Genomic DNA, 23,934 nt, shown 5'->3' on the forward strand with positions numbered 1-23,934 from the left:
CCCTCCTTATACTAAAATTTCACCGTTTATTTTTGCTTCGTGGATAGCTCCAGCAAGCTCAAAACTAAATGACAAACCATTATATTTACGTCCTGCACGGTCAGAAGCTAAAACTTCATTTCGACCTTTTGCAGTAATCGTATACAGATATTGCCCTGCATCATCTGTGGCGATAATACCGTTCTGTCCAGCTATTTCAAGAACTGTACGAACAGCTCCTTCAATTTGAGCGATTCCACTATCTGTATAAGGAATTTTTGGATTAGTCGAAAGTAGATATTGCACTTGCTGTTCAATGTTGAGTTTCACCCAATCTTTACCATGGATAACATCGATAAATTCACCGCTAAGCATTTTACCTTCTGATGTTTGATCAATCCCTGCTTTCGTAACATAAGCTATTGCTCCAGCTGTATGAATATCATTTAATTCCGTCGCTGTTAAATCTCGTGACGTTACAAATTTAAGCGTCTTAAATTTCCATGTAAGGCTACCGACTGGACGAGATCCTACTCGACCAATTATCGCAGCATGAGGCAACTCTTCTGGCTTGTTATGTTCAAATACAAATGTACGATCATACTTGCCGGCCGCAAGTGTCGCTAAATCAGCCGGATCACTTAACACATGCGCCGCAATTTTAAGAGCTTTTTCTTCAACTACATCACTTATAGCTTTGTAATCAGCAACAACTCCAGTATCCAACATCACAAAGTACCAATCGTTGTAGAAGTATTCTTCTAGGGTATCTACTGCTTTAATAACTGTAGGAGAAGCTGCTAAATCATACGTAGCTATTGCGACTTTTTGAGGTCGATAATCCCCTTGATCAAATACTTTCTTTGCTAGTTTATAAGCATCTGATGTGTCTCCGAATGCCGTTTTAATGCTTTCTAAATCTAGATATTCCTTATAAGTACTTGCACCAGCTTTATTTGCTAATATAAGCGGCGTACCAAGTCCTATAAGTGCCGACGGCTTCTTAATGTCAATAATGACCGTTACATCTTGTAGTGGCATATTACCCCTCCTAATTAATTATTACATTCTCGATTACTTCTATTTCATACGTTGCTTGACCTCGGACACGTAATCGGATATCGAAGCCGCACCTTCTTTCATAATCAACAGTTAAAAAAACATCACGATTCGTTGCGTTTAATACGTCAACTACAGTGATGTTTGCATCTGATAATTCTATATGTCCACGCCCTAAGAAATAAGCACGGGCTTTATGTGTATAGTCTTCTGCATCTTCTATTGTCACTGCATTGCAAGTGATTGAAAATACAGATTCTACATCCTGCTCAATTGTTTTCACATTACCCATCAAAGATTCTGCTACATGTCCGACATTTTGCCCTATTGTAGTCTTTTTTATAGAGAAAAAAGGATATTTCGGCTGTTTCCCTACGCTTTCAGCTTGAATTACTTGAATACCTGTATAAGCAGATAATCCTCTTTGTAATGGAATCCATATGTCATCATATTTAATCAAGTAAGTCCACTCCTTCACGCCACCTCATCAAATAAATATGAACATCTGTATACTCTGAGTAATCCTTAAAAGCCTGTAAGGTATATATATCTTCTTTATATTCTATTTGTGTTCCTATTTCGATAGGCTTCGTTGTGAACAACTTCTTTTCTTTGACTGTGTAAGTACCGCTTTCGATATATTTAATATCATCATTATTTAATGGCAATATAACGCCAGTCATTGGTTTCTTTATAGGTATACCAGTAACCCATTTCCCATCAATATGTTGCCCTTCATTTTTAATAAACACTGTGAACGGAAGGCCATTTTCCTCAATAACTTCTTTAAAAATCATTATTTCAGGCATTACGTTCCACCACCCTGTAAGTGATTCGTCTGCGCAAGCCACCGTCGTCAATTAATGGATTACTAGAACCCTTTTTCTGAATGGTAGAGATTGCATTTGGGGGCGCATCAAGATCAGTAATTTTTTCTTGTATATCGCCTACCATACGAGCACCCAGCCGTTCGTAAAGTGTGCGGGCATCTATTTTAAAGTCGAGAACATTTTTTAGCTGCCTTTTGGCGAATTGAACCCAGTCTGCTTCTTTTTCGTCAAAAGTAGTCCTTAAAAATGAACGCTCAGGAATAATAATAGAGCTATTTCGTTTTTGAATCGTCACTCCAAATTCATGAACACTTGCAATCATGGCATAATGCGAATCCTCATCGGCAAATACACCAACTTCTACAGAATATCTCTTCAACTCTCTTAAACTCATTGTTAACAGAGGGATTCTATTCCTGTCAGTTATCCGTATGTTTACTCTAGCCATATTAGAGCACCACCAAGTTGATTGATTTCTTTGGTTTTAACTGTTCTTCTAAGCACTCTACCATTCTCTGATATTCTTGCCCATAACGTGTAGAAAAAATGCCCTCAAGCTTATTTGGATCACTATACTGACGTTCGATAACGTCTACTTTCTCACGAACAACTTGTTTATTATTCGCTGTTGTTAAGTGAGCTGTTAAATATCTAGCCAATCTTTCTTTATACGTATCTGGTACAGTAAATGGCAAAGAGGACACTTCCAACGAAGCATCCTCAATAAATATCGTTAAACGTTCATCTGGAATGGAAGTAAATTCATTCCCCATTGATTTTACACGTTCAATCGTTGTTAACATTTAGTTCACTCCCTTATTTTTCGGGATTAGAAAGCTCTTCGATGCGCTTGTCGATAGCATCCACAACCGTTTTGCGGTCCTCATCTTCTTTCAACGCTTTTAACATGTCTACGTCAAACGCATCTTCAATCATAGCGATGGCTTCTTTAGCATTTGGCTTTGATTTTTCTTTGTCGTACACAAATTCTCCTTTTTGATCTAAATGAGCCATCAATGGGTGTGCAATAAACTTCTCGAAGTCCTGCTCATCTACCTTATTTGTTCCTGGAATAAGTGTTAAACCATTAGCTTGATATGAATGATTGCCTTTATTTTGTACTAACATGTGATTCCCTCCTTAAATTCCGTCTGCTCGGCAAATTGCCATAGGATAACGAACAATTAAACCTGTTGTACGTTCTTCAAACGGTACTTTCGTATTCGGGAAAGCGTACTCTTGTGGGTGGCGCACAATATCCATCGGAATACCTAACTGCACGACATCAGGCGAAGAGTCAAATACAACAAAGCAATCTGAACTAGCTAGACCTTTTTTCTTAAGGTCGTTAATTGTTTCAATACGAGCAAACATGTTTTCTGATTGGATATACTGTAACGCTGTTTGTTTGGTGAATTCGTTAAACACTTTCTTCTGCAGTTGCTTCTTAGCATCAGGAGTTAAAAGCAACGTGTCAGCTTCATGTCCGTTTAATAGATCTACTTTACTTTTTGCTTCAATAAGATCATCAACAATTTCCTCACCAGTTTTGTCTGCCCATTTAGTAGACGTAGAACCTGCATTTTGTGGCGTTGCGTAAACTTGAATTCCCACTGAATCAGTTAAACTTTTAATACTGTGTTCTTTGTCACCTGAAAAGGCAATTTTATTTTCTTTTTCTGCAATGGCTTTGCGAACAGTATCAGCTTTGGTTACTTCGATAGGACGACCGGCCATTTGAGCTTCACGTACTTCTTGGACAGAAATATTGAAAGCTGCAGCAATAGAATAAATCTTCACTGTTTCTTCCCTTAAATCCGCATCTACTAACGGTACATCTGTAGCTCCTGGAGCTAAGATTTTAGCAGCACCAGAGCGAGTCATAACGTCATAGCTGTATGTCTTTGCTCCTGCTGGAATATCTGTTTTTAATGCGAAAACTGAGCGTGCTTTCAGTTCGGAAGCATGCGGTTCGTATACTCGCTTATCGATTGCGTTTAGATCTTGTGGACGAATCAATGCGTCCATACGTTGTTGTTGCGTCATATTTGTTTTCCTCCCTTAAGGTAAGTTAATTTCGATTTCTACTAATTGATCCGCTGTTGCATTACTTTTAAATACTGCGTTTGATACATCAATTACAGAAGCACCAGATGCAACAAACTTTTGCGTAGCGGGGTCCACTTTAACGGCTTGGCCATTAATTACATCCCCACCAGCAACAACAAAAATGCGACCACGCTTAACGATTGCAGCAGGTTCTCCTACTGGATAGTTCTGGTCGTCTTTCTTTTCCACCCAATCGTGAATGTTTTGAGCTAATGCGATACCAATAACTGCACCACCAGTATCAATAGGTTTAATTGCAGTACCTGTTACGTTTAATTGAACTGCAGCACCGAATGGAACTTTAGCTTCTACCGCATACGTGTCAGCAGTATAACTTTGATAATTTGCTAATTGACCAGCTTTCCCCGCTGGCGACATGTAATCAGGATAATTTGTAATAGGCATTATTTTTCCTCCTTATTACGCATATTTAAGCGCTTATTTTTCATTTCTTCAATTTCCTTTTCATTGGCTTTTGCATCACCAGTGAATGCATTATTTACACCTGTTGAAGAAAATCCAGTTGATTGAACTTGCTCAACCGTTGCATCAAAAAAGGCGTTGATATAGTCATCTGACTTACCATCACCCTTAAATTCTTCTTTAGTTGTAGCGATAACAGCCTCTTTAATTTCACGATCTGTTTTACCTGTGAAATCGAATGAATCGCCTAACAGTGGTGTAGATGTGCTAATTAAAGCGACACGTTCTTCTACTTTTTTATCTAATTCATCTGCAGAAAACTGACTTTCTTTTGCTGTTTTTAGTTCTTTCTCGGTGTTCTCTAACTTTGTTTCTAAAGCATCATGACGACCTTGTAGCGCATCTAAGCTAGCCGCCTTTGTTTGTGCAGCTTCTAGTTTAGCTGCTTGTGCTTCTAAAAATGATTTTACTGCTGAATCTACTTCATAATCTTTTCCGTCAATCTTATATGTCGGCATTGTATGCCCTCCCTTATTTTTATCTTCAATTTGCCATGCGTCACTATCCGAACGAATAGCCACTTCTGGACCTGCTCGACCTTGATCTACGATTGCAATATGATTAATTTCGATATTTCTTTGAGCATAATCATAGGTTTGCCCGTTGTAAGTGCCTTGTTCTGCAACTACATCAGACAAGAAACCGATGCTTATTTCACGCTTGCCATCATAAACCTTTTGAATAAGGTCCTTATCGGTTATTGTCAACGAGACATAAAGTTTTAAATCCTCTACTCGTGCGTCTGTATGACTCATGCCCTTTGCGTAACTCTGATAGTTCTCGATAGTCACTGGTTCATTTGGATGTTCATCTGTCACAGGTTTAGATCGCGCAGAACGAATAGTTCTGTCGTTAAATATTTCATCCGGCAACTTAACTTCCATTTGAACAGTTCCATCTTGACGCTGATACGGAAAAACACCAGGACGAGTTATTGGGACCTGTACAGTCAAGTAACCTTCTGGTGTTTCTCCATAATCTTTTATATACGATTTATCATAGCGTTGTAACCTCAAGTTTCCACCTCCTCTCTAGGCCTTTCATAATAGGTTACTCATCTTCATCATCAAATACAGGAATGGCTACACACCGACAACGATAATCCTCGCCAGGTATTACAATTCTGCCGTTAACCTCTGGTGGATCACTGTATGGGAATACTTCATTATTCAATTCTTTATGTGTTTCTCGTACACGTTCATCTTTCGATGTTAACCATTTAAATCTCTCAATCCCAATGTTTTGGTGACGTTTAGCTGTCATTTGACCTAAAATAGATCCCGCTTGATCTATCGCAATAAATTGCGCCCGGTTCTGTGTTACTTCTACACGGGCCATTAATTGTTGGCGTATTTCTTTGATAGAAGATCCTTTTTCAACGCCTGCGTTGACTATTTCTTCAATGTCCGCAAAATATTCAACTTCAATGGTTTCAATGTAACCAACATTATCTTTTATCTTGGATTTAAGGAACGAAGGAAGCCATGTTTCGTTTGTTGCAAGGTTAATCTCTTTAACCCTCATTTGTTGTTCTAAATTATGTCTGTTGAATCGATTAACACTATTAATAAAAGTTTGTGCCACACGCTCGTTCTTACCAGGAGCAAAAACTTTTTTTGCTTTATTTTTTAAGGACTTGAGCATTTTCTTTAAACTATCAAACAATCCGTCATTACTAAATTCCTGACTGTCCTGTCTTATTGCTAGTTCTGGCTCAATGTACTTTTCAAATAGAGCAATTGTCTCATCGCCTAACTCACCTACCATCTTCCTCAATGCACGACTGTAGGTGACTGTTGCAGCATCAGGGAACCGTGTAATTGGTATTTTCTTAGCCATTTGAATCACGCCAACTTCGATAGACTTCATCTGCCATTCTCTTAAAGTCTGCTTCGTCACCACTAAATTTCATTTCACTGGATAAGCCAAACTGGCCAAAGCGCGCTTCTCGAATTTCATCAGTTGTGATAATACCATTTACTAAATAAATTTGATCAGTCTCTGCTGTAAGTTTACGAATTTCCGCATCGGTCTTAGCATCTACACTCCACAAAGGATTGAATTGAATCTCCCATTCCATTGATTCGGGATCTATGCGGCCACCTAGTTCTTTTTCAGAGAGCATCAACATCCTAATAAGCTTTTCTAAATGTGGTTTCATCTCGTTCTCTTGGTCCGCAACAATTCGAGAGTAATAGTTCATTACATCATACTGAGCCCCTGTGATTGTACCTGCCTCTTGCCCTTTAATAACGGTTTTCGGCATACGTGCAGCACCAGCTAATAAGTCCCAAACAAAATCGAGTAGATCTTTAATACCCGAAACCGATGTACTCTGTTTTGTTAGATCTTCACCTTCCGCAATCATTGCAAGAGCTTCTGTACGAAACATGTAATCCATAATCATAGAAAGTTGCTGTTTATCTTGTGAGGTTAAGTTTTCGATGTCCTTCGATTTATACACCTTGAATGTAAAATCATGCAAAATTTGCCCAACACTCCATACAGATGTGTCAAAAACAGTCAAAATGTCATATAACGGCTCCAATAAAGATGGTCCTTGAAATTCCCCTTCCATTCGCCTTGTTTGGCTATGGAGTAAGCGTGATACATGCACGGCCGATTCTGTTGTTTGCGTCTGCAACCCATGGCCAGAAGCACGATTAATCCGCAGTTCTTCGAGCTGACCATACTTAATATCGAATACATCCTCATTGATAAGGAACTCATTGACCTTCATGCTACTAAATGCGTGTAAATAATCGACCGAATAAAGTTTATTTACATCTAGGGTATCCTTTAAATCGAACTTCGTTGCTTGCGTTACCCCTAAACTGATAAATCCATCTCCACGCAAGCGTTCATATGTGATCATGTCTTTAAAAGCCTTCTTTGCTTTTAAATCAGCTAACTTGCTCATAATGTCACGTGCTAATTGCTCGTCTTTCATGCGTAAAGTGAACCAATTTCTTGTCATGTCCTCTGCTGGAATATCAATGATATTTTGCACTATACGGCTATCGGCATATAGATTAGTGATCTCATCATGCGAAAGTTTGCGATGAACACCAGCTACCTGACGTGTTAATTTATCACGACTGTTCGCTTTACCATTACCCTGCATAAAGTCATTACGTATTTCTTTCGCTTGATCAATTGTTTTCAGTTTATTCACCTACTTTCCTAATAGATTTTTATATCGATCCAAAGGATTTGAATTATTTGTATAGAGTTGATTCAATGCTTGTGTTGTCATATCCACCAAGTCATCATGTGCTGCATTCGGGAAGCTTACTAATTCCTCTATGACGTCATTGACCCAAGGGCACATGTTAGGATGTGGTAAATAAACATTTCCAGCCTCAAAAAGAGGAGACACCGCATTAGCACGAGCCTCCTTACCACCGTCTGGATTAACGGGAACAATACCACTGATTTCATCTTTCAACATTTCGATGATAGCAGTACCGTTCGCTTTATCCTCTATATATTTACTTCTCGCTTTTGGCCATTTATCAGACATAGCACGAATCGCTTTCATGGTGTCGGCAAAACCCATTTTTCTGTGGTCAATGTCAAACAAGAAATACTGTGCATTCTTACGTCCCCAAACTCCACCGGCTACAAAGTCACTCGTTTCGGAATCTTTGAACGTACAATCCCATGATTGAGCAAGCTTATCGAAGTGTACAGGCAATACCATGACATCATCACTCAAGCCCCATTCTAGCTTTTGTTCATGAGTACGAATGTAATATTTGAACCATTCACGTTTGAAGATGTTACCTCCAGCAGGTGCAGGTCTTTGCTGATAGAGTGAAGCCCAGGTACGTGTACCAACTTCGGCTTTTTTCTCTTCTGCCCACTTTTCATCGAATCCAAGTTCTGAACAAAGAGGTTCGCCAGCTTTTCTACCAAGTAGGTCATCTTCATCCTCTGCTATAGCCGGCAACCGCAAACGAATCCATTTACGAGGACTACGAGCAAGTAAACGACCAATTAGATCGTCCTCATGCCACCTAGTCATTATGACTATTACAGATGCCCCATCATGTAAACGAGTAGAGAGCGTTGCTTCCCATTCATCCCATATGTTATCGCGTATAGTTTGGGAGCTAGCTTCCTTCATGTTTTTGATAGGATCATCGATAATCATTAAATCAGCACCTTGACCGGTAATTGAACCACCAATACCAGTAGCAATCATGCCACCTCGTCTATCCTCAACTCCCCAGTCTTTAGTAGCTGCATTCGATTCAGATAGTTGAACATCAAATAGTTCTTGAGAAAACTCATAGAATTTATTACGGTTCAAACGACCGAACTTAGTAGCAAGTCCATCAGAGTATGCAGCAGCTATCACTCGTTTGTCTGGATTACGACCTAGATAGTAACTAGGGAATGTTTCAGTTACCGTCATTGACTTCCCGTGCCTTGGGGGCAATTCAATTAATACAAATAATTGTTCGCCATCCGCAATTCTTTGAAGAGGCTCGCATATTAATTCTGTATGTCTAAAATGTGAGTAATGACCATTATGAGCATACTCTACGTAATCACGATAATAACGACGGGAGAGCTCTTTTTCGGCTTCATGAGCTAATGCCTTAAGTTGTTCATCGTTTAGAGTTGGCAATGGCTCTCAACTCCTCTGTACTTAAATTACTAAAGTCCACAACATTTATATTTGCACTACCTGTTCCTTTAGTTTCAGAACGAGTTTTTGCGATGTCTACTTTTATCTTCTCTTCACGTAATTGTTTTAACTCGCGTTCACTTAATAGATCAGTATACTTAGCCAGCATATTTAAAGCTGCCATCTTATCAGCAAGTTTTACAGAAACACCATCTTTACCCTTTTTTACTTCAGTTAGTATAGTTCCGTCTACTTCATCAGCATTCTTAAAGTTAACAAAGTTATGAGTGTAAGTTATCTCTTTACCGTCATCGTCCGTCATTGCAATGCCAAGTTCATTTCTAGCAACGACTTCTTCTGATCCAAATCCAACAAAGTCCGTTATGTCTGAAAAGGCGATATCAATGTATTTCTGAATCACATCTCTGACATCTAGTTTCAGCTCTGTTGTTTGTTCTGTTTTCATTCTGTCTATTTCATTCTGAATACTAGCATTTACTAGCAACCTACTTCCGTTGACATTCGCAGTCACATAATTACACTGATAAGCCTTCTGATAAGCCTTTGTAGCATTGAAATACTTAATGTAGTAAATACAAAAAAGCCGTTGTTTTTCAGTCAGTTCATCCGACTCAACAACAGGCTCTTTAGTATCTTTTTTTGTATGCACCCTTTTTTGTTTTGTGTGCACACTTTTTTTAGATACATCCTCATCCTTATCGCTCCATTTACGTTGTTTCCAAGACTTAACTGTATTAAGACTTACATCATACTTAGCAGCAATATCTTTATATTTCATACCGGCTCTATAATCTTTCTCAGCCAGTTCATATTTCTCAGCCACCTAACATAACACCACCTCCAGGTACTTATTTATTCTCAATCACCTCATTATGCTATTTGCTTTTTATGACATATAAAAAGCCACACCAGTTAGATGTGACCTTAATAATTCATTTAAGAACGATATAAATTATTATTTTTTATATGTATTGTAATTTTGATAATTTCGTATAATATACTTCTGAATTTATCTAGTTTGTTTTTCAAGTAAAAATAACTTAATAGAATTAGAATGTATGTTAGACCTAATAGAGTAACGCCAGTCATAAGCTTTTGAATATACTCTACTGCTCCTTCTGCATTCACCTCAATTAATACGCCAGTTAAAAGTACGTAACCTGCAATATAAGAAGCAACCATCATTGCAACAAGTGTAAATAATCCGTTAATAGTATTAAAAAATATTGATTGAATTGATTTACCATTTTCAATAACTTCTTTAACCGTTTCCATCATGATTTCAAGTTCAGGCACGGTCAATTCTTCTGTATTTTTTTTACATAGTAGGACATAGTATGGTCATCATAAATATCGATATTTCTTGCAAACTTGAAAAACTTTTTTATTTTATTATAGTCGTACAATCTCCTTAAATTACCATCCATTTTTTTATCACCTCCTACGACTATTTTCGTCATAGAAAAGTAGAATTACTGAACAATATTACCTAATATTTTCACACTGCCGTCGAAGATGGCAAACACGCTAATATTTTCCTGCGCAAGAGAACCTACCTAGCCGACCCTCCTTCCAGTTTACACCGCAATTTTTTCTTTTTGCAAATAGGTTAGGATTTGGCTATTTTGGCTAATCTGGCGAAAAATCTCTTGTTTCTTGATTCGCACAAAGTCCTTGGATGTTGTTAAATGAGCCGCTATATCTCTATGCGTTAAGCCATCTAGTAAGCAGTCGTATATAGTCTTAGAAGTTTCATCTTCTAAAATGTCAAATACACTTTCTAGTGCGAAAACTATGCATTCCATCCGTTCTAAACGTTCTCTTTGTTTCTTTTCTCGAATATCCATTTGTTTCATTTCTGCTACACTTTTACCTGACGATCCTTTCGGCATAGCTGCATCTAGTCCGTATTGAGCCACTCCCCAGTTGGTCATTGGAATTGAAAAGCCATAGATGATTGATTGCAGCCTTTTTATTTCCGCTTTCATCATTCTGTAGTCTGTAACTAATCGAGCAATATCTAATTGTTTATCTGACATTTCAAATTCCTCCTATCGTTTATTTCGAACCGCGCCACCAACACGTTTGTATGTTTGACGATTGCACCCCATCAATTCTTCAATTTCCCTACGTGTTAGATGTTCTTTTACTCGTTTGCTTGCCTTACTATTCTCTTTGTCTATTTCTTGTTTTAGGACATCTGAAAAACCTTTTTTGACTAGCTCTGTTTGAATCGCTCTCATTCCCATCTCTCCCTCAAAAAATGAAATAAAAAAAGAGGACAACAAATGACACAGCTGTTGCTGCAATCGTTTGTTGTCCTCCAGTTGGCTGGTAGAACTTTATTTATTCAAAAGTATCTAGATCACTTATCTCTATTATCCCTCTTCTGTTATTATCTAGAAATATCACATTAACTCTTTGTCCATAGTCTTTACTAAAATTAAAACTAATGACTTTAATCTTTCTATCTCTATGCTTTATCTTTTGTTTATTCATCGGTTTAACCACTAATTCAGTGCCAATTGTTATTGTGTAGTCTGAAATTTTTTCATCGTTCTTATATCGCTTTACTTTTGCTTTTACTATTAAACCTTGGTCACTTTCATATGACTTGATATCTGTCCCATTCAAAACTCTTCCTCCTTATCAGTCCGCATCCTATTAACTTTCCCTTGATACATAACAATCTTATATTCTCTATCTATTAAGAAGTACTTTAGATTCCACTCACCGTAAAGATGGACGGTGGGACTTTAAAGTATCATGTGTATTTTAAGATTAATTCATCAATTGTGGTATTAATTCCACATTTTTTTAAATTCCTTTTCCTATCTTTAGTAAATATTTCCTTAATTATTCTTTCTTTAACTGCAGAGTTGCCCAAATGTATTGCCCTATGACAATTAGGGCACAACGATACAATATTAACGGTTACGTCTAAAGAGTAAGAGTAATTTTTTTGTGCTGACATAGGCACAAGATGATGAGCTTCCATATAGGGCATTCCTTTTCTATTAATAAACGTTACATGTTCTAAATTAAATTCACATTTATAATCATTTAGTATTATGGCAGATTTAGCTCTTTCAGGATCTCTTTTATTTTGTCCATTCTTGTTCCCCGTGTTTGTTTTGGGAGGAATTTCCCTTGGTAAATTATCTTCTATGACCTTATTTATTATGTGATTATCTACTTCATCTTGAAATCCAGCTTCTTCTTTTGCTGTAATTAAATTTATCTCTGAGATTTCTAGTCTTTTGTTGGCCATGTATTCAATAGATTGTTCTATAGAACCAAACTTATTAGAGACAACTTCTATTCTTTGAAGAGCAATAGGTTGAAAACCTTGGGGGCCTTTTGGATAACCAAATTCCGCGTTAAAAGCCTCAGCACTTATATCAATTCTCTGTACATCAGTCATAAAGTATATAAATTCAAAGTTAGTGGTATCAGATGGCCAAATCTTTTCAGCAATTTCTCTGTTTCTTGTAGTTGCTAATATAACGCCTAAGTATGCAAACGACTCTTCGGCATAAAATATTACCTTATCACCCTGGGTTAATTTCGACCAAGTTCTTTCATTACTAGGCCCAGTCTTAGCTCCCCATATGTATACATATTCATCTTGTTCTGCAAATCTCAGAATTCTTTGAATCTCATCTTCTAACTCAGTCATAAGTGGAGCAATAAAGTATTTATTTTCCAATGTATTTTTTCTATTTCTCGCTGCTTCTGTATTTTTTTTTGAACCTGCTGGAACAAGATACCATGCCATTTTAATAACCCCTTTTTAATTCGATCCTTACCAATTTTAATTTGTGGATGCTTTAGAATACAAGGAAAGCTATAAAAGTAGCTTTCAAAACTGTTCTTCATCTTCCTTCCGCATACGATTAATCCTACCTTGGTGGGTAACTATCACTATATCTATCTTTATATCCCATTCGGAGGAAGGTCTCCAAATTAGCTTTTCTCTCAAAATACAAGGCCTGAGAGCCAATAATACTCAATCATGTTCCTCTGTTTTTACATAGAGACTACACTACTTTTGTGAACTCAGAAAGTTCATGAAAAATAAATTGAATTTTTTCTTTTTCATGTTCTTTTATTCTCCGATAACTCTTTTCCTTTATTTCGTTTATAACAGGTAATACAAATAGTTTAAATTCACTTATTAACCATAAATACTTGTCCAATAAATCGTAATTTAGATTATCTGTATTGATTTCACGAAATTTTCTATACTCTTCTATGAAATTTTGAGCAGAAGTTCTTCTTGCATCAATTAATGGTTTAATTAATCTATTATATTCCATGATTTCATCATCAGGAAAATAAGCTGGTCCATATTCATCTTCATTAACTTCAATAATTGGAACGTCTTGCATAGGATCTCTTATAATATTAATACTGTTTTCTGCAAATAAAATTGATTCCAATTCATCAAAAAGATTTTTAGAATAGTGATTTAGAACTCGTAATACTTTATTTCCTTTTTCACTCTCCATATTTCTTAACCTTTGAGTTTCTTTCTGATTTATTCGAACAGCTAATAAGCCGGTTATCCCAGCCCCCAAAAGCGCACCTAGAAATGTGGATGCAGGACCCCAAAAAGACCTTTTAAAGCCAATGTAAAAATTAAATTCAAAAATTGAATTAATTATTCCTGAAATTAAAATGTAAAGAACAAATATTAGTACAAAAATGATAGAATACAATACATTTCTCTCAATCTTTCTTTCACTCAAAACTCTTCCCCCTGTTCCGTCCGCATCCTTTTAACTTTCCCTTGATGCGTCACGATCTTATATTCCCCATGTGTCGGAAGTTCTCTGAGTTTTGCTTTGCCGTCACAAATCACAATCACACAACTGGTAGGTATATCCATTATATCAACTGTTAGCTGCATTGTACTAGTATCTATTTTTAAATCTTCCATAAAGCCAAGACCCCTCCAATGTGGTAATATTGAGTTGTGCGAGACAGGAGGAGTCCTGTCTTTTTTTATTTAGAATGGTAGGTCATCGTTTGATACTTCGATTGGTCCGCTGCTGTTTGTAAATGGATCTTCATCAACTCGAGTGTAATTTTGTTGATTCGTTGGTTGGTTCTGCTGATATGTTGAACTTTCTTGCTGCTGTTGACCACGCTCTCCTGAGCTACTTCGAGGTTCTAAAAACTGCACGCTATCTGCAACTACATCCGTTGTATAAACACGTTTTCCATCTTGGCCTTCATAACTACCCGTTTGAATTCTTCCTTCCACACCTGCTAAACTTCCTTTTTTCAAAAAGTTCGCCGTGTTTTCCGCTTGCTTTCTCCAGACGATGATATTTATAAAATCCGCTTGTTGCTCACCATTTTCATTTTTGAACGTTCGATTTACTGCTAATGTAAATCTTGCCTTCGCTATTCCTGAAGGCGTGTATTTTAATTCTGGATCCTTTGTTAATCTCCCAACTAATACGACACGGTTAATCATTTATTCACTCCTTTACAAATTTTCTTGCGACGCTTAATTTACGAACTGTGTATTAACTTAACCTTTTAGCAATTTCATAGATAACATTTACAGTCACACTGTTACCGGCTTGTTTATAAAGTTGGGAATCAGAATTAACTACTGCAGCTCTTTCAAATGCCCAATCTGGGAAGCCTTGTAATCTCCAACATTCACGAGGTGTGAGTTTTCTGATTTTTAATTCATTCGTTACTACACCTTGTTGACAGCCAGTATCTAAAGTATTTGCAACACATTTTCCAACTCGACCTCTTCTTGTTTCACTATTAGGCAATGAATAATTGACACTGTCACCTGGTTCGGCTTCCGCAAATCCTTTTTTTGTGGCTTCACGGATTGCTATTTTATTACCCTCCCCTTTATTCGTAGTAATTGTAGGACTTAATCCATTACTCGAATAAACTTGTCCATTCATCCCATTACCTGAAGGATTCACATTACCCATCACCACAACTTTAGGTTCGTTACCATGACTTTCCGCTCTCAAAGTAGGTGCGATATCTTTTATTTTGTGATCTTTGTTTGTACGTCCTTGGTCGTCTAGTATTTTAGGTTCACTTAGTAATATTCCATGTCTATCTTGAGAAGTGAGTGTAAACATTTCCTCTCCGTCTTCTTTAAATCTCCTTCCGTTTTGTCGTTTTTCAGCTCTATCAGGAGTTAGTACAGGAACAACTACTTTGGGTTCTCGATTTCCTCCACCCATTGTTAGCAAACATTTAGCTATTCCTTTTGGATTCAATACATAGTTCACATCTTTATAACCTTCACTCAAATAACCAGCGATGCTAATAGGTGTTTCATTTTCTCCTCTGAAAGGAAATACTTCTGATCTACTTGTTCCTCTAAGATGTCCGATAATGAACACTCTCTCCCTGTTTTGTGGGACGCCGAAGTTTTTAGAGTTAAGCACTTGCCATTCACAGTCATACCCGAGTTCATCCAACGTATGGAGGATAGTTCCGAACGTGTTCCCTTTGTCGTGAGATAATAACCCCTTAACGTTTTCAAGGAGTATAGTCCGTGGTTTGATTTGTTTGGCGATTCTAGCAATCTCGAAGAACATCGTTCCTCTAGTATCATTAAATCCTCCACGTTTTCCAGCAACGCTGAAGCTTTGACACGGGAATCCTCCAGTAATAAGCTCAATCCCCATATTTGCAAGTGTTCGTAAATCTTCGTCTGTAACTGTTGTAATATCATTTGCTGTCCACTCTCCTTCTGTATCGTGTATTGCTTCATATGATTTTCTAGCGTATTTGTCCCATTCAACATAACCAATACACTCATGACCTGCTTGTTCTAGTCCAAGTCTGAAACCACCAATTCCTGCAAATAAATCTAAGAATTTCATCTTCTTTTCCTCCTCGTCAGGAGGCGTTGCAACGCTTTTAATAACTCATGAGTTCCCCATTATCATTTATTTTTTATACGCTTTATGTGTCATATGCGTCGTATTCCAACTACCCATTTAACTGCTTATTTACTTTCCGATTATGCTCTTTCAACCAAGCAGCGTTTTCTACATAGCGTTCATGAGCATTAACATTTTGTTTATTACAAGCCTCGCAAGTAAAACCCAAGCTAAGTGATATATCCCATTCGGTACACTCCATTACTGGTTCACCGCATTTATGACAGTCACCAATTTTCAAAGTAATCACCCTTTCGCATATTCCCTTGTCCATTTTGAGTATTGTTTTAGTTTTTCAATGTCCCAGTTTTCACATTCGCAATAATGGCATCTGATGAACCTTGCCTTTTGCAATACCCCTTGCTCCATTTCTTGTGAAAGGATGACTGGGTTAGCACAGTTATCGCAAAGAAAAAACAAATCCTTGTGTTTATCCACTCTGTTCACCCTTTCTCAAATGTGTTTTAAATAATGCAGCACATATCCGTTTTCACTTTTGACCTGCTCACAATTCAATCGGAACTGCTCATAAGGTATGGACTTTCGACCATCAACTTTATAGCCTGTCCACGCTTCTTTTAAGAGCCTAAAAGGAAGTAGGTATGTCTCGTATTGTTTTTTAGTAAAAGAGACTAGTAGGAATGCTCTTGCGCCTTTTTCATGCCATGATTCAAGTAAGTTGAATTGATGGTCGTGAATATTTTTTAACGGGAAGTTTGTGGTTAGGTTGGTTTCTTTCGCATCAAAGATGATTGAATGACCTGCATAAATCCCAACATAATCGACCCATTCACCTTTTGTTGTGTAACCTGTTACCTTACCCTTGATGTTATTTGATATCTGCACTGGAGTAGGAACTTTACGAATATCCGCTACCCCTTTATTGCGATACTGCATGTTTGTCATATCTACTAATCTCTCAAGACCTGCACCTCTGTTGGCATGCGTTGGACTAAACGACTTTCTGCGAGGACTTCTGATAATCTTCATCCTCCTTGAACTTATCGTTTAGCAGCTGAGAAAAACACTCTTCGCAAAAACTACTGTTCCAATAACGAACCAGCTTGCTGCTGTCTTTGCATTCAACACAAACTTTTGTCATTCCGCATCCCCTTACGCTTTCATTTTCGATTGGTATTCGAGTTCATCATCCACTGTTATTTGACGTTTAAGGAATTCCTCTTCGGCTTCATCGTGTTTTCGTTTACATACTTGGCCGAATCCTGTATCGATTGACTTTTGAGTTCTTAATGGACGATTGCAACGTTTACAAATGCTCATCGGTAACCAACCTCCCTAGTTTGCATTAAATTTTCATTAATCGACTCCAACACAATTTCTCTAGTCATTTCAACGGTTCTTAAAATGCATTTGGTTTTAGCTTTATTTAAAATGATTTCAATTTCAGAAAAGCTCCGTCCCATCAACAAATCCAAAATGTCATTGATTAAAAGGTTGTCATCTAAATTTCTGTTCAAGTAAAGTAGCATTTCATCTTCACTCGGTAATTGAAAATCCATTCGATTATGAAACCTTCGCCATACAGCTGGATCAATTTCTCTTTCTAAATTCGTTGCTGCAAATAACATCACTTCATCATTCAATGAATCGAGATTTTGAAGAAGCGAGTTGACCACACGTTTCATCTCGTTCTCAGCGCCATCGCCAGTTAATTGAGAGCGGTTCGTTGCAATTGCATCAAATTCATCTAAAAATAATACACATGGTTGCTTATTAGCGGCATCGAATGCTTTTCTTAAATTTCCTGCAGTACCGCCCAAACTAGAAGAAATTAATGTGTCTAATCGTACTAATATCAATGGCAAGTCAAGAATTCCAGATATATAATGAGCGCTTACCGTTTTGCCTGTACCTGGTTGACCGAACATCAAAGTTTTGTTCGGAATAGGTATTTCCGCTTCCCAAAAAACTTCTCGTTTGTTAACCACACTAACTAGTTCTGCGATTTTTATTTTGTTGGCATAGGTCGGAATGAAATTTCTAGCCTTGTTTAAGGACTCAGAAGGAGAAAATAATTCAAAACCTAATTTTTCTGTCGATTGTTGCAATTGAATGAACCCTTTGCCACTTCTACTTTTTAAACGCTCTGCTTTAGCAAGTAACTTATTAGCACGTTCATTCAAACCTTTTTTTTCAAATTTCATAGCAATGCTTTCAACTTCTCTAGAAATACTTAAATTATCTCCTGTATAAGCATTGTCTAAAATCCTTACCAACTCATAAAAGAACTTTGGTTCTTCTGCCTTTGTCGTCACTCTCTCACCGCCAATTCGACCGCTAGCATGCTGCGTAGTGTATAACGGTCAACCTTGCTTAAATCATCACCTCTGTTAGTTTCATAGATTCCGAACAGATTTAGTTGATGGATAATGTATTGCGTTTCAGATTCTTGAGATAGAGTTATTGTTTTCCCAATCATTCGTTTCATCCTCCTGCCAATTCTCTTTGTAATCGTTCACGTTCAGCTGCTATGTCTACCACTTCAGCTGTTTGGCTAGTAGCAACTGGATGTTTGCCAAACCAATCAGGTACTACCTCAACTTTTGCGCCTTTATGAGTAGCATACGAATTGGTTCTACGTTGATCAGCTGCTTTAACTTCGTCTAGAGTTTTTAGTAACTGGTTTTTCCAGTTAGTTAAAATAGAATTTGCATACCGTATTTTGTTGGTTGCATTTGCTTCAAGCGCTCTTTTTAGTGCTTCAATAATTAATTCCGAAGGATGTTCATCAATCATGTATCCTAGTTCATCCCCAATGTGTGGAACTAAGTTCCCGATATTACTTGAATAGAATTGAGTTACCTCCGCTAATTTTTTATCATTCATTTCAACATTTTTAGGAACATCATCGACGACATCTTTTCCATCTGTTGTTGTTTGATTTACTTTACTTTCATTTACTTTACTTTCCTTTACTTTACTTTGGGGATTAATGTTTACATCAATCAGATTAATGTCGACATTAATACTCTTAACCGAGAGGTTTTTGTATACTTTAATGTCCTCCAACTCCAAAAGTAGGTATTCTTGTATCATTTCAACCTTTTGCCTACGACCAACAGCCTCTAAAAATCTAGTTTGAATACCATTGGATGTAAGCACTCCATGGGTTTCGAATATGCTTTTATCGAATAAATCCCACTTCACACAATCCTTAATGCACTCATTAATTAAGTTAATGTCGACATTAACTCTCTTTGAGAAGAGTAATTGTTCTGTTTCTGTCCACTTAGAGAAATAGCCGTCTTTATAAATACGCATTAATAACTTGATTACTATTGCAAATCCGACAGGACCATGTACGGCTTCGACCAACTGGATTTTGTCATCTTGGTCGATATCTACATCAAGTGGAAAGTAATCCAGCCCTTGTTTTCTCGGTCTCGCCATTACATTTCCTCCTCATTTTTGCATGATAAGAATTAGAGGGGATATCCCCCTCACTCTTAAACTAGTTTGTCCTCGAATACTTGCCCTGATGCCAATTCTTCCGACTTATGTTCAGATACATCCTCAACCACGCTATAGTCAGTGACATCGATAATATCGCTCATATCAGCTGCTATTTCATTTTTGATAGTAGAGTCTGCTTCAATCGTCTTCTGCAACTCAATGGATTTTGGAGAGTATTTCAATACTTCTTTTAACACCGTTTTCTTTGCCATCGCATCAAAGTTTGTTTTCCAAGGACTTGTCCATCCTTTTTGAACAGCTTGACTAAACTTTTGAGCGTGCTTATCAATACGTTCCTTAGTCCAGTAAACGAAATCAAATCCGCCATTCTTCAAGTGATACACTGCATAGTAACCAACTGGTTCGCCATCTGGATTAGAGGCTGGCTTATGAATCAAATCCTTGTTTAAACCGTACTGGAATTCAAATTCGTCATTCACATAAACCTCATGGGCGTAAATCGCTTTGTACTGCCCACTACGAACTGCTAGGTCGATTAATCCTTTATATCCCAATTGGAATTGAACATTCTTCCCGTAAGGTATTAAATAAGCTTGTCCAAGACCTGTATTTGGTTCTACACCTAATTGCGCAGATTGCATGATTGCAGCTAAGAAAGATGTTTGGTCACATTCTAGTAGCTTAGGTGTAGTACGTACCGCTGTAAGGGCGATACGTGCGATTCTGTCTGCGTCCATATGTTTTGGTAATGCTCGTTGTATTTCTGGGCCCATGCGCTTTAAAAGCGCATTTAATGTTTGCTCTGGAGGAACTTGTTTTTGTACTCCACCGTTTACCTTATTAGCTAACTGTTGTTTCACTTGTGTATTTGTTGCCATTACCGTTTTCCTCCTATTTGATTAAGAATTTTCGTTCTGAAGTAGTATTCGAATATCTTTTAAAGAGTTCTGGTTCCTCTTCTTTTAAGCGTTTCGAATCAAAGCGAGTAACATCATTTGATTTCCAAGTCACTTTCCGAGTAGCTGTAAAAGCTTTTTCGTTCAAACCCATAAAAGCTTTGATTTTATTTTTATACTCCTTCTCTTTTGTTTGAAGGTCAGTCAAATCCACTTTAATTTGGTCTAATGCATCAATAAGTGTTTCCACTTCAGAAGGTAGATTGATTTCCGTGTCTGCATTCGATTCAGGATAAAGTGCTTTTAGTAAATCTACAGATGCATCAGAACCATCAAATGCTGGAGGAATCTGTTTCAACACGTGGTTTTCCCAAAAATCTTTTTCTATATTTATGAGGTATGTGATTAATTCCTCATCACGGTCGATTTTTTTATGGACAAATTTATTTCCTCCAACAAGTACTGCTATGTGCCAAGCGGTAAATCCTGTAACCGCCATGTAATGCTGACATTGGAGTATATAAGCGGTTGGTATTTCTTCACAATCCCACTCACCTTTTAGGTATTCAGAAGTTGTTTTACACACCAAACCTTCTCGTTTACCAATTATCAAACGATCCACATTAGCTAACATGAAAGGATAATCTGGGTGTTTCAATATTGCGTTTCTTCTCCGAACCTTTAAACCAGTTCGTACAGTAAATTCTTTAGCAACTATGTCTTCCATAACATTGCCCCAGTATGCTGCTTCCCCAACTAAATCCTCATGAGGTGCTTGACCGATCTTATCTAAATAAACTCCAACCGGAGACTTCCACTTGTTTAAACCTGCAATTGCTGATACATCGCTACCACCTATACCAAGTCGTCTTGCCTCTAACCACTCTTCACGGCTCAAATCAACTGTTTGTATTAACGTTTTGGCTTGCACAATACCCCTCCTTGAAATTTCTGATTCCTACCGATATAATATAGATATAAATTTAATTCCAGAGTTTCTTACCAATCCACTACTTCGAATAGTGGATTTTCTTATGCACTTAAATCGACGGCCTCACCTTGTTCGATAAGATGTTCACCCATGCATCCAGTAGAGCAATATAAGTGACCATGAAGTTCGTATCCTTCACCTTCGTACAGTTCTTCTCTACAATGTTTGTATTTGCATTGACCAATCTTTCTAGGTTCTCGTAAAGGCTCCTCGTATCCATAGCCTGCTACCATTCCGTTTTCTAACATGTTTCCACCCTCTCTCTAATGGTTGAATTCCATCAAGAAATCTAAGAAAGCAAAGGGAAATCTTAGACTTCTTTACGAGAGCAAATGCTCTCATGTTATAATATTCATACGTATTCAATTTTGCTAATTGACTTTGCAGAGTCAATTAGCTTTTTTTGTAGCCTTTACTATTAATAGGTATCTTTCAACTGGCTCTAATGCCAACCACTCACCTGGTTTAATTTTCAACTCGCTTCACCGCCTCGATTAAAATTCCTTTTCCAGCTAATCTTTCGATAATGCTTGCAAAATTTCGGTTATTTTCTTGCTGCTGTTTCAAGTGTTCAATTTTCTTGATGGATTTCTGCATGTCTTTGCCTCGTTCACTCGCTAAACTATAATCACCACGTTTTGTGTGAATAGTGATCCTCACCAATAAATCCTCGATGCAAGATTGTTCTTTCGCTATTTCTTGTTCTAAAATCCGTTTCACGCCAACCACCCTTTTGCCATCCACCTCGGCATTAATCCGCGGATGCAGTCCTTAATAGAAATTCGATAATCCTTTTGAAGCTGTATGAGCAGATTGTCGATGAAGACCTTCCCATCCAGTAACTCCTCCATCAAACTTTTAATTTCTTGTAATTCATCCTTTGAAATAGCCGAAGGTGGTTTTGCTAAGCTGACTTCCTTCATTTTTGTTATGGCTTCTTGTAACTCATGAATCGTATATGATTCAATCGATAAACGATGTTGCTCGATGTGTTTTCCACGAAATACCGGTGAAGTGTAGCCTTCACTAAACTCAAATAACACATCATGGATATATTCAGCGTTGTCGTATGTTTGAATAGATGCTTTTGCTATATCGTGTTGCATCTTTCTCCTATCTGTTTTCATGTGACTACCTAATTGGCGGCTAATGTTGAGATCAAATGCAAGTTGATCTCCATTTAATTCTTCTGATTCCATTAATCGAGAAACCGCTTGTCCTACGTTTGCGGCATTTTTAATTGTCATTTCCTATATCCCCCTTTTTGTATCTGAATTGCTCTTTTATGATACGGTCACATCTCGTAGAATGAAGTTAGCTCAGAACGAAACCGTTTGTTCCTCTTACTTTTCTCATGTTGCCCTTCCTGTCTTTGGGCGCATTAAACGCCCTCCTCATTTATGCAGCTCGTCTAGGTATCCACGCCTCTACATATCTAATTGCGAGTTGCAGATCTTTACGTTTGACGTCTTTGTATGAAGCAACACCAAATCTATCTTTAATTTCTCGATAGATTTCACGAAATAATTTTGGTCTAAATTCTGCAATACTTTCCAGTTCATAAACTTTACTTCCAATGGCTCTTTGCAATCTACGCTGTTCACCGTGATCGATTGTAATTTGGTTCTCAACTTTTTCTTTTAAATCATTTACTTCAATTTTGAGGACCTCGACTTCCTCAGATGTTTCGAGAGATAGTTTCATAGAAGCTCTAAGTTGTTCTTTTTCTGTTAACACTTTTGGTCGGCGTGAGTTTTCAATGAATTCTTTCATTCTCTTAAACTCTTGAATGAATTTAATCTTCGTTTGAACTGCCTCTTTCGTGTTGTAGCTCATAACAACTAACGTAAAAGCTTCTTCTGTTAGATTGAATCTCGGATATCGTTTACCACGAACATCATATTCTGACGGCTCAAAATTGAGCTGTGAAAAATCTGTACCAGCATATTCAATTTGCGTTTGAATATCTCTTAATACATTTTTGTGTTCTTTCCCAAACATTTCTGCAATGACTAAACTATTCGTACTGACTGTTTCATTTTCAACAAAAACTAATTGATTCATTTTTATTCCTCCCTAGTGACAGATTTGGATTTCACAGAAGTAGTAGTCTCTTTACCAGTATAAAAAGTTGCGATTTATGAATCTGGCTAACTGCCAAAGTTGTAAACTAAGTCATAGTTGCTTCTGCTTTTAATCCATTGAAGTAACTGATCCGTCACAATCTTGGCGTGTCCAAAATCATGACTAACTGGAAATCCTTGAATCTTTGTTGCACGATACACTGTCGTATAACTAACGCCCAGTAAGTCAGCTGCATCTTGCAAAGATAGTAAGATTGGTAGTTGACGTTCTCGCAACGCTTCGCCAACTGCTTGTCTTACCTCTTCGCGAATCACTTCTTTTAAATCATTTGCGTTTACTAGAGTGATTTCTGACATTTTTCTTCCTCCCTTCTTACCCTTCACACCCACCAGCAAGGTTTCAAAGTCTTAGCGTGACCAATTGGCAGTGCTCGATTCCTATAAGGAATGTCGTGGCGAACCTCCGCTCGTTT

At 37.5% G+C, this 23,934-nt stretch carries 35 protein-coding genes; all 35 read right to left on the minus strand.

Annotated features, from left to right (window positions below; genetic code table 11):
- Positions 1–6: 6 nt before the first annotated feature.
- The 35 genes from RUH95_RS15800 to RUH95_RS15970 all read right to left on the minus strand — a co-directional run bounded on the left by RUH95_RS15800 (position 7) and on the right by RUH95_RS15970 (position 23,818).
- A complete protein-coding gene (locus RUH95_RS15800; RefSeq protein WP_313893857.1) occupies positions 7–1,020 on the minus strand; it encodes a DUF3383 family protein in 1,014 nt (337 codons plus the stop codon).
- Between the two features lie 10 nt (positions 1,021–1,030).
- The gene (locus tag RUH95_RS15805) at positions 1,031–1,498 is read right to left on the minus strand and encodes a phage neck terminator protein (protein ID WP_313893858.1); all 468 of its coding nucleotides are present in this window, start codon (positions 1,496–1,498) and stop codon (positions 1,031–1,033) included.
- Positions 1,491–1,847, minus strand: a complete 357-nt coding sequence (locus tag RUH95_RS15810; protein WP_313893859.1) for a hypothetical protein — start codon at positions 1,845–1,847, stop codon at positions 1,491–1,493. Before RUH95_RS15810 ends, RUH95_RS15805 begins: the two co-directional genes overlap by 8 nt.
- Positions 1,840–2,316, minus strand: a complete 477-nt coding sequence (locus tag RUH95_RS15815; RefSeq protein WP_313893860.1) for a hypothetical protein — start codon at positions 2,314–2,316, stop codon at positions 1,840–1,842. Before RUH95_RS15815 ends, RUH95_RS15810 begins: the two co-directional genes overlap by 8 nt.
- Before the next feature lies 1 nt (position 2,317).
- Positions 2,318–2,671, minus strand: coding sequence for a DUF4054 domain-containing protein (locus tag RUH95_RS15820; RefSeq protein WP_313893861.1), 354 nt, complete (start codon positions 2,669–2,671; stop codon positions 2,318–2,320).
- Positions 2,672–2,684: 13 nt separating this feature from the next.
- Entirely contained in the window at positions 2,685–2,996 is a 312-nt protein-coding gene (locus RUH95_RS15825; RefSeq protein WP_313893862.1) for a hypothetical protein, read from the minus strand.
- A 12-nt stretch (positions 2,997–3,008) separates the two neighbouring features.
- Entirely contained in the window at positions 3,009–3,914 is a 906-nt protein-coding gene (locus tag RUH95_RS15830) for a DUF2184 domain-containing protein (protein ID WP_313893863.1), read from the minus strand.
- 15 nt (positions 3,915–3,929) lie between these two features.
- Complete coding sequence (locus RUH95_RS15835; RefSeq protein ID WP_313893864.1) at positions 3,930–4,382, minus strand: structural cement protein Gp24; 453 nt, start codon at positions 4,380–4,382, stop codon at positions 3,930–3,932.
- Positions 4,382–5,476, minus strand: coding sequence for a DUF2213 domain-containing protein (locus RUH95_RS15840; protein WP_313893865.1), 1,095 nt, complete (start codon positions 5,474–5,476; stop codon positions 4,382–4,384). The genes RUH95_RS15835 and RUH95_RS15840 overlap by 1 nt, the downstream gene beginning before the upstream one ends.
- A gap of 34 nt (positions 5,477–5,510) precedes the next feature.
- Positions 5,511–6,359 carry a phage head morphogenesis protein gene (locus RUH95_RS15845; protein WP_313893866.1) on the minus strand — a complete coding sequence of 283 codons (849 nt, stop codon included), beginning with the start codon at positions 6,357–6,359 and terminating at the stop codon, positions 5,511–5,513.
- Positions 6,292–7,635 carry an anti-CBASS protein Acb1 family protein gene (locus RUH95_RS15850; protein WP_313893867.1) on the minus strand — a complete coding sequence of 448 codons (1,344 nt, stop codon included), beginning with the start codon at positions 7,633–7,635 and terminating at the stop codon, positions 6,292–6,294. The genes RUH95_RS15845 and RUH95_RS15850 overlap by 68 nt, the downstream gene beginning before the upstream one ends.
- Positions 7,636–9,096: a phage terminase large subunit gene (terL, locus tag RUH95_RS15855; RefSeq protein ID WP_313893868.1), complete on the minus strand. Its 1,461-nt coding sequence runs from the start codon at positions 9,094–9,096 to the stop codon at positions 7,636–7,638.
- Positions 9,077–9,940 carry a terminase small subunit gene (locus RUH95_RS15860; RefSeq protein ID WP_313893869.1) on the minus strand — a complete coding sequence of 288 codons (864 nt, stop codon included), beginning with the start codon at positions 9,938–9,940 and terminating at the stop codon, positions 9,077–9,079. The genes terL and RUH95_RS15860 overlap by 20 nt, the downstream gene beginning before the upstream one ends.
- 113 nt (positions 9,941–10,053) lie before the next feature.
- Positions 10,054–10,413, minus strand: coding sequence for a hypothetical protein (locus tag RUH95_RS15865; RefSeq protein WP_313893870.1), 360 nt, complete (start codon positions 10,411–10,413; stop codon positions 10,054–10,056).
- A 281-nt stretch (positions 10,414–10,694) separates the two neighbouring features.
- Positions 10,695–11,156 carry a sigma-70 family RNA polymerase sigma factor gene (locus RUH95_RS15870; RefSeq protein ID WP_313893871.1) on the minus strand — a complete coding sequence of 154 codons (462 nt, stop codon included), beginning with the start codon at positions 11,154–11,156 and terminating at the stop codon, positions 10,695–10,697.
- A 12-nt stretch (positions 11,157–11,168) separates the two neighbouring features.
- Positions 11,169–11,360 carry a hypothetical protein gene (locus RUH95_RS15875; protein WP_313893872.1) on the minus strand — a complete coding sequence of 64 codons (192 nt, stop codon included), beginning with the start codon at positions 11,358–11,360 and terminating at the stop codon, positions 11,169–11,171.
- A 103-nt stretch (positions 11,361–11,463) separates the two neighbouring features.
- Entirely contained in the window at positions 11,464–11,751 is a 288-nt protein-coding gene (locus RUH95_RS15880) for a hypothetical protein (protein ID WP_313893873.1), read from the minus strand.
- Between the two features lie 130 nt (positions 11,752–11,881).
- Positions 11,882–12,895 carry an HNH endonuclease gene (locus RUH95_RS15885; RefSeq protein ID WP_313893874.1) on the minus strand — a complete coding sequence of 338 codons (1,014 nt, stop codon included), beginning with the start codon at positions 12,893–12,895 and terminating at the stop codon, positions 11,882–11,884.
- 262 nt (positions 12,896–13,157) lie between these two features.
- Complete coding sequence (locus RUH95_RS15890; protein WP_313893875.1) at positions 13,158–13,868, minus strand: hypothetical protein; 711 nt, start codon at positions 13,866–13,868, stop codon at positions 13,158–13,160.
- Entirely contained in the window at positions 13,865–14,059 is a 195-nt protein-coding gene (locus RUH95_RS15895) for an XtrA/YqaO family protein (protein WP_313893876.1), read from the minus strand. The genes RUH95_RS15890 and RUH95_RS15895 overlap by 4 nt, the downstream gene beginning before the upstream one ends.
- A gap of 69 nt (positions 14,060–14,128) precedes the next feature.
- Positions 14,129–14,602, minus strand: a complete 474-nt coding sequence (gene ssb / locus RUH95_RS15900) for a single-stranded DNA-binding protein (RefSeq protein ID WP_313893877.1) — start codon at positions 14,600–14,602, stop codon at positions 14,129–14,131.
- Between the two features lie 52 nt (positions 14,603–14,654).
- Positions 14,655–15,995: a DNA cytosine methyltransferase gene (locus tag RUH95_RS15905; RefSeq protein WP_313893878.1), complete on the minus strand. Its 1,341-nt coding sequence runs from the start codon at positions 15,993–15,995 to the stop codon at positions 14,655–14,657.
- 109 nt (positions 15,996–16,104) lie between these two features.
- Positions 16,105–16,296, minus strand: coding sequence for a hypothetical protein (locus RUH95_RS15910; protein ID WP_313893879.1), 192 nt, complete (start codon positions 16,294–16,296; stop codon positions 16,105–16,107).
- 212 nt (positions 16,297–16,508) lie between these two features.
- A complete protein-coding gene (locus RUH95_RS15915; RefSeq protein ID WP_313893880.1) occupies positions 16,509–17,045 on the minus strand; it encodes a Holliday junction resolvase RecU in 537 nt (178 codons plus the stop codon).
- A gap of 123 nt (positions 17,046–17,168) precedes the next feature.
- Complete coding sequence (locus RUH95_RS15920) at positions 17,169–17,336, minus strand: DUF6011 domain-containing protein (protein ID WP_313893881.1); 168 nt, start codon at positions 17,334–17,336, stop codon at positions 17,169–17,171.
- The gene (locus RUH95_RS15925; protein ID WP_313893882.1) at positions 17,333–18,331 is read right to left on the minus strand and encodes an AAA family ATPase; all 999 of its coding nucleotides are present in this window, start codon (positions 18,329–18,331) and stop codon (positions 17,333–17,335) included. The genes RUH95_RS15920 and RUH95_RS15925 overlap by 4 nt, the downstream gene beginning before the upstream one ends.
- The gene (locus RUH95_RS15930) at positions 18,328–18,495 is read right to left on the minus strand and encodes a hypothetical protein (RefSeq protein WP_313893883.1); all 168 of its coding nucleotides are present in this window, start codon (positions 18,493–18,495) and stop codon (positions 18,328–18,330) included. Before RUH95_RS15930 ends, RUH95_RS15925 begins: the two co-directional genes overlap by 4 nt.
- Before the next feature lie 5 nt (positions 18,496–18,500).
- A complete protein-coding gene (locus RUH95_RS15935) occupies positions 18,501–19,466 on the minus strand; it encodes a Lin1244/Lin1753 domain-containing protein (protein ID WP_313893884.1) in 966 nt (321 codons plus the stop codon).
- 56 nt (positions 19,467–19,522) lie between these two features.
- On the minus strand, positions 19,523–20,368 hold the full coding sequence (locus RUH95_RS15940; protein WP_313893885.1) for a recombinase RecT: 846 nt from the start codon (positions 20,366–20,368) through the stop codon (positions 19,523–19,525).
- Positions 20,369–20,381: 13 nt separating this feature from the next.
- A complete protein-coding gene (locus RUH95_RS15945; protein WP_313893886.1) occupies positions 20,382–21,317 on the minus strand; it encodes a YqaJ viral recombinase family nuclease in 936 nt (311 codons plus the stop codon).
- 101 nt (positions 21,318–21,418) lie between these two features.
- Positions 21,419–21,625 (minus strand): hypothetical protein, encoded by a 207-nt coding sequence (locus RUH95_RS15950; protein ID WP_313893887.1) that lies wholly within the window; start codon positions 21,623–21,625, stop codon positions 21,419–21,421.
- 217 nt (positions 21,626–21,842) lie between these two features.
- A complete protein-coding gene (locus tag RUH95_RS15955) occupies positions 21,843–22,097 on the minus strand; it encodes a hypothetical protein (protein WP_313893888.1) in 255 nt (84 codons plus the stop codon).
- Positions 22,094–22,624 carry a hypothetical protein gene (locus RUH95_RS15960; protein ID WP_313893889.1) on the minus strand — a complete coding sequence of 177 codons (531 nt, stop codon included), beginning with the start codon at positions 22,622–22,624 and terminating at the stop codon, positions 22,094–22,096. The genes RUH95_RS15955 and RUH95_RS15960 overlap by 4 nt, the downstream gene beginning before the upstream one ends.
- A gap of 151 nt (positions 22,625–22,775) precedes the next feature.
- Entirely contained in the window at positions 22,776–23,441 is a 666-nt protein-coding gene (locus RUH95_RS15965; protein WP_313893890.1) for a Rha family transcriptional regulator, read from the minus strand.
- A gap of 86 nt (positions 23,442–23,527) precedes the next feature.
- Positions 23,528–23,818, minus strand: coding sequence for a helix-turn-helix transcriptional regulator (locus RUH95_RS15970; RefSeq protein ID WP_313893891.1), 291 nt, complete (start codon positions 23,816–23,818; stop codon positions 23,528–23,530).
- Positions 23,819–23,934: the final 116 nt, after the last annotated feature.

It is taken from the genome of Psychrobacillus sp. (genome assembly GCF_032154225.1).
In the GTDB taxonomy this organism is placed as follows: Bacteria; Bacillota; Bacilli; order Bacillales_A; family Planococcaceae; genus Psychrobacillus.

What these genes read in the sequence shown, in the direction of transcription:
- RUH95_RS15920 (WP_313893881.1), bottom strand. Translation starts at nt 17,336, where the DNA reads ATGAGCATTTGTAAACGTTGCAATCGTCCATTAAGAACTCAAAAGTCA.
- RUH95_RS15875 (WP_313893872.1), bottom strand. Translation starts at nt 11,360, where the DNA reads ATGAGAGCGATTCAAACAGAGCTAGTCAAAAAAGGTTTTTCAGATGTC.
- RUH95_RS15905 (WP_313893878.1), bottom strand. Translation starts at nt 15,995, where the DNA reads ATGAAATTCTTAGATTTATTTGCAGGAATTGGTGGTTTCAGACTTGGA.
- RUH95_RS15935 (WP_313893884.1), bottom strand. Translation starts at nt 19,466, where the DNA reads ATGGCGAGACCGAGAAAACAAGGGCTGGATTACTTTCCACTTGATGTA.
- RUH95_RS15810 (WP_313893859.1), bottom strand. Translation starts at nt 1,847, where the DNA reads ATGCCTGAAATAATGATTTTTAAAGAAGTTATTGAGGAAAATGGCCTT.
- RUH95_RS15825 (WP_313893862.1), bottom strand. Translation starts at nt 2,996, where the DNA reads ATGTTAGTACAAAATAAAGGCAATCATTCATATCAAGCTAATGGTTTA.
- RUH95_RS15885 (WP_313893874.1), bottom strand. Translation starts at nt 12,895, where the DNA reads ATGGCATGGTATCTTGTTCCAGCAGGTTCAAAAAAAAATACAGAAGCA.
- RUH95_RS15895 (WP_313893876.1), bottom strand. Translation starts at nt 14,059, where the DNA reads ATGGAAGATTTAAAAATAGATACTAGTACAATGCAGCTAACAGTTGAT.
- RUH95_RS15970 (WP_313893891.1), bottom strand. Translation starts at nt 23,818, where the DNA reads ATGTCAGAAATCACTCTAGTAAACGCAAATGATTTAAAAGAAGTGATT.
- RUH95_RS15950 (WP_313893887.1), bottom strand. Translation starts at nt 21,625, where the DNA reads ATGTTAGAAAACGGAATGGTAGCAGGCTATGGATACGAGGAGCCTTTA.
- RUH95_RS15915 (WP_313893880.1), bottom strand. Translation starts at nt 17,045, where the DNA reads ATGAAGATTATCAGAAGTCCTCGCAGAAAGTCGTTTAGTCCAACGCAT.
- RUH95_RS15815 (WP_313893860.1), bottom strand. Translation starts at nt 2,316, where the DNA reads ATGGCTAGAGTAAACATACGGATAACTGACAGGAATAGAATCCCTCTG.
- RUH95_RS15820 (WP_313893861.1), bottom strand. Translation starts at nt 2,671, where the DNA reads ATGTTAACAACGATTGAACGTGTAAAATCAATGGGGAATGAATTTACT.
- RUH95_RS15930 (WP_313893883.1), bottom strand. Translation starts at nt 18,495, where the DNA reads ATGATTGGGAAAACAATAACTCTATCTCAAGAATCTGAAACGCAATAC.
- RUH95_RS15800 (WP_313893857.1), bottom strand. Translation starts at nt 1,020, where the DNA reads ATGCCACTACAAGATGTAACGGTCATTATTGACATTAAGAAGCCGTCG.
- RUH95_RS15835 (WP_313893864.1), bottom strand. Translation starts at nt 4,382, where the DNA reads ATGCCTATTACAAATTATCCTGATTACATGTCGCCAGCGGGGAAAGCT.
- RUH95_RS15940 (WP_313893885.1), bottom strand. Translation starts at nt 20,368, where the DNA reads ATGGCAACAAATACACAAGTGAAACAACAGTTAGCTAATAAGGTAAAC.
- ssb (WP_313893877.1), bottom strand. Translation starts at nt 14,602, where the DNA reads ATGATTAACCGTGTCGTATTAGTTGGGAGATTAACAAAGGATCCAGAA.
- RUH95_RS15965 (WP_313893890.1), bottom strand. Translation starts at nt 23,441, where the DNA reads ATGAATCAATTAGTTTTTGTTGAAAATGAAACAGTCAGTACGAATAGT.
- RUH95_RS15830 (WP_313893863.1), bottom strand. Translation starts at nt 3,914, where the DNA reads ATGACGCAACAACAACGTATGGACGCATTGATTCGTCCACAAGATCTA.
- RUH95_RS15870 (WP_313893871.1), bottom strand. Translation starts at nt 11,156, where the DNA reads ATGTCAGATAAACAATTAGATATTGCTCGATTAGTTACAGACTACAGA.
- RUH95_RS15960 (WP_313893889.1), bottom strand. Translation starts at nt 22,624, where the DNA reads ATGACAATTAAAAATGCCGCAAACGTAGGACAAGCGGTTTCTCGATTA.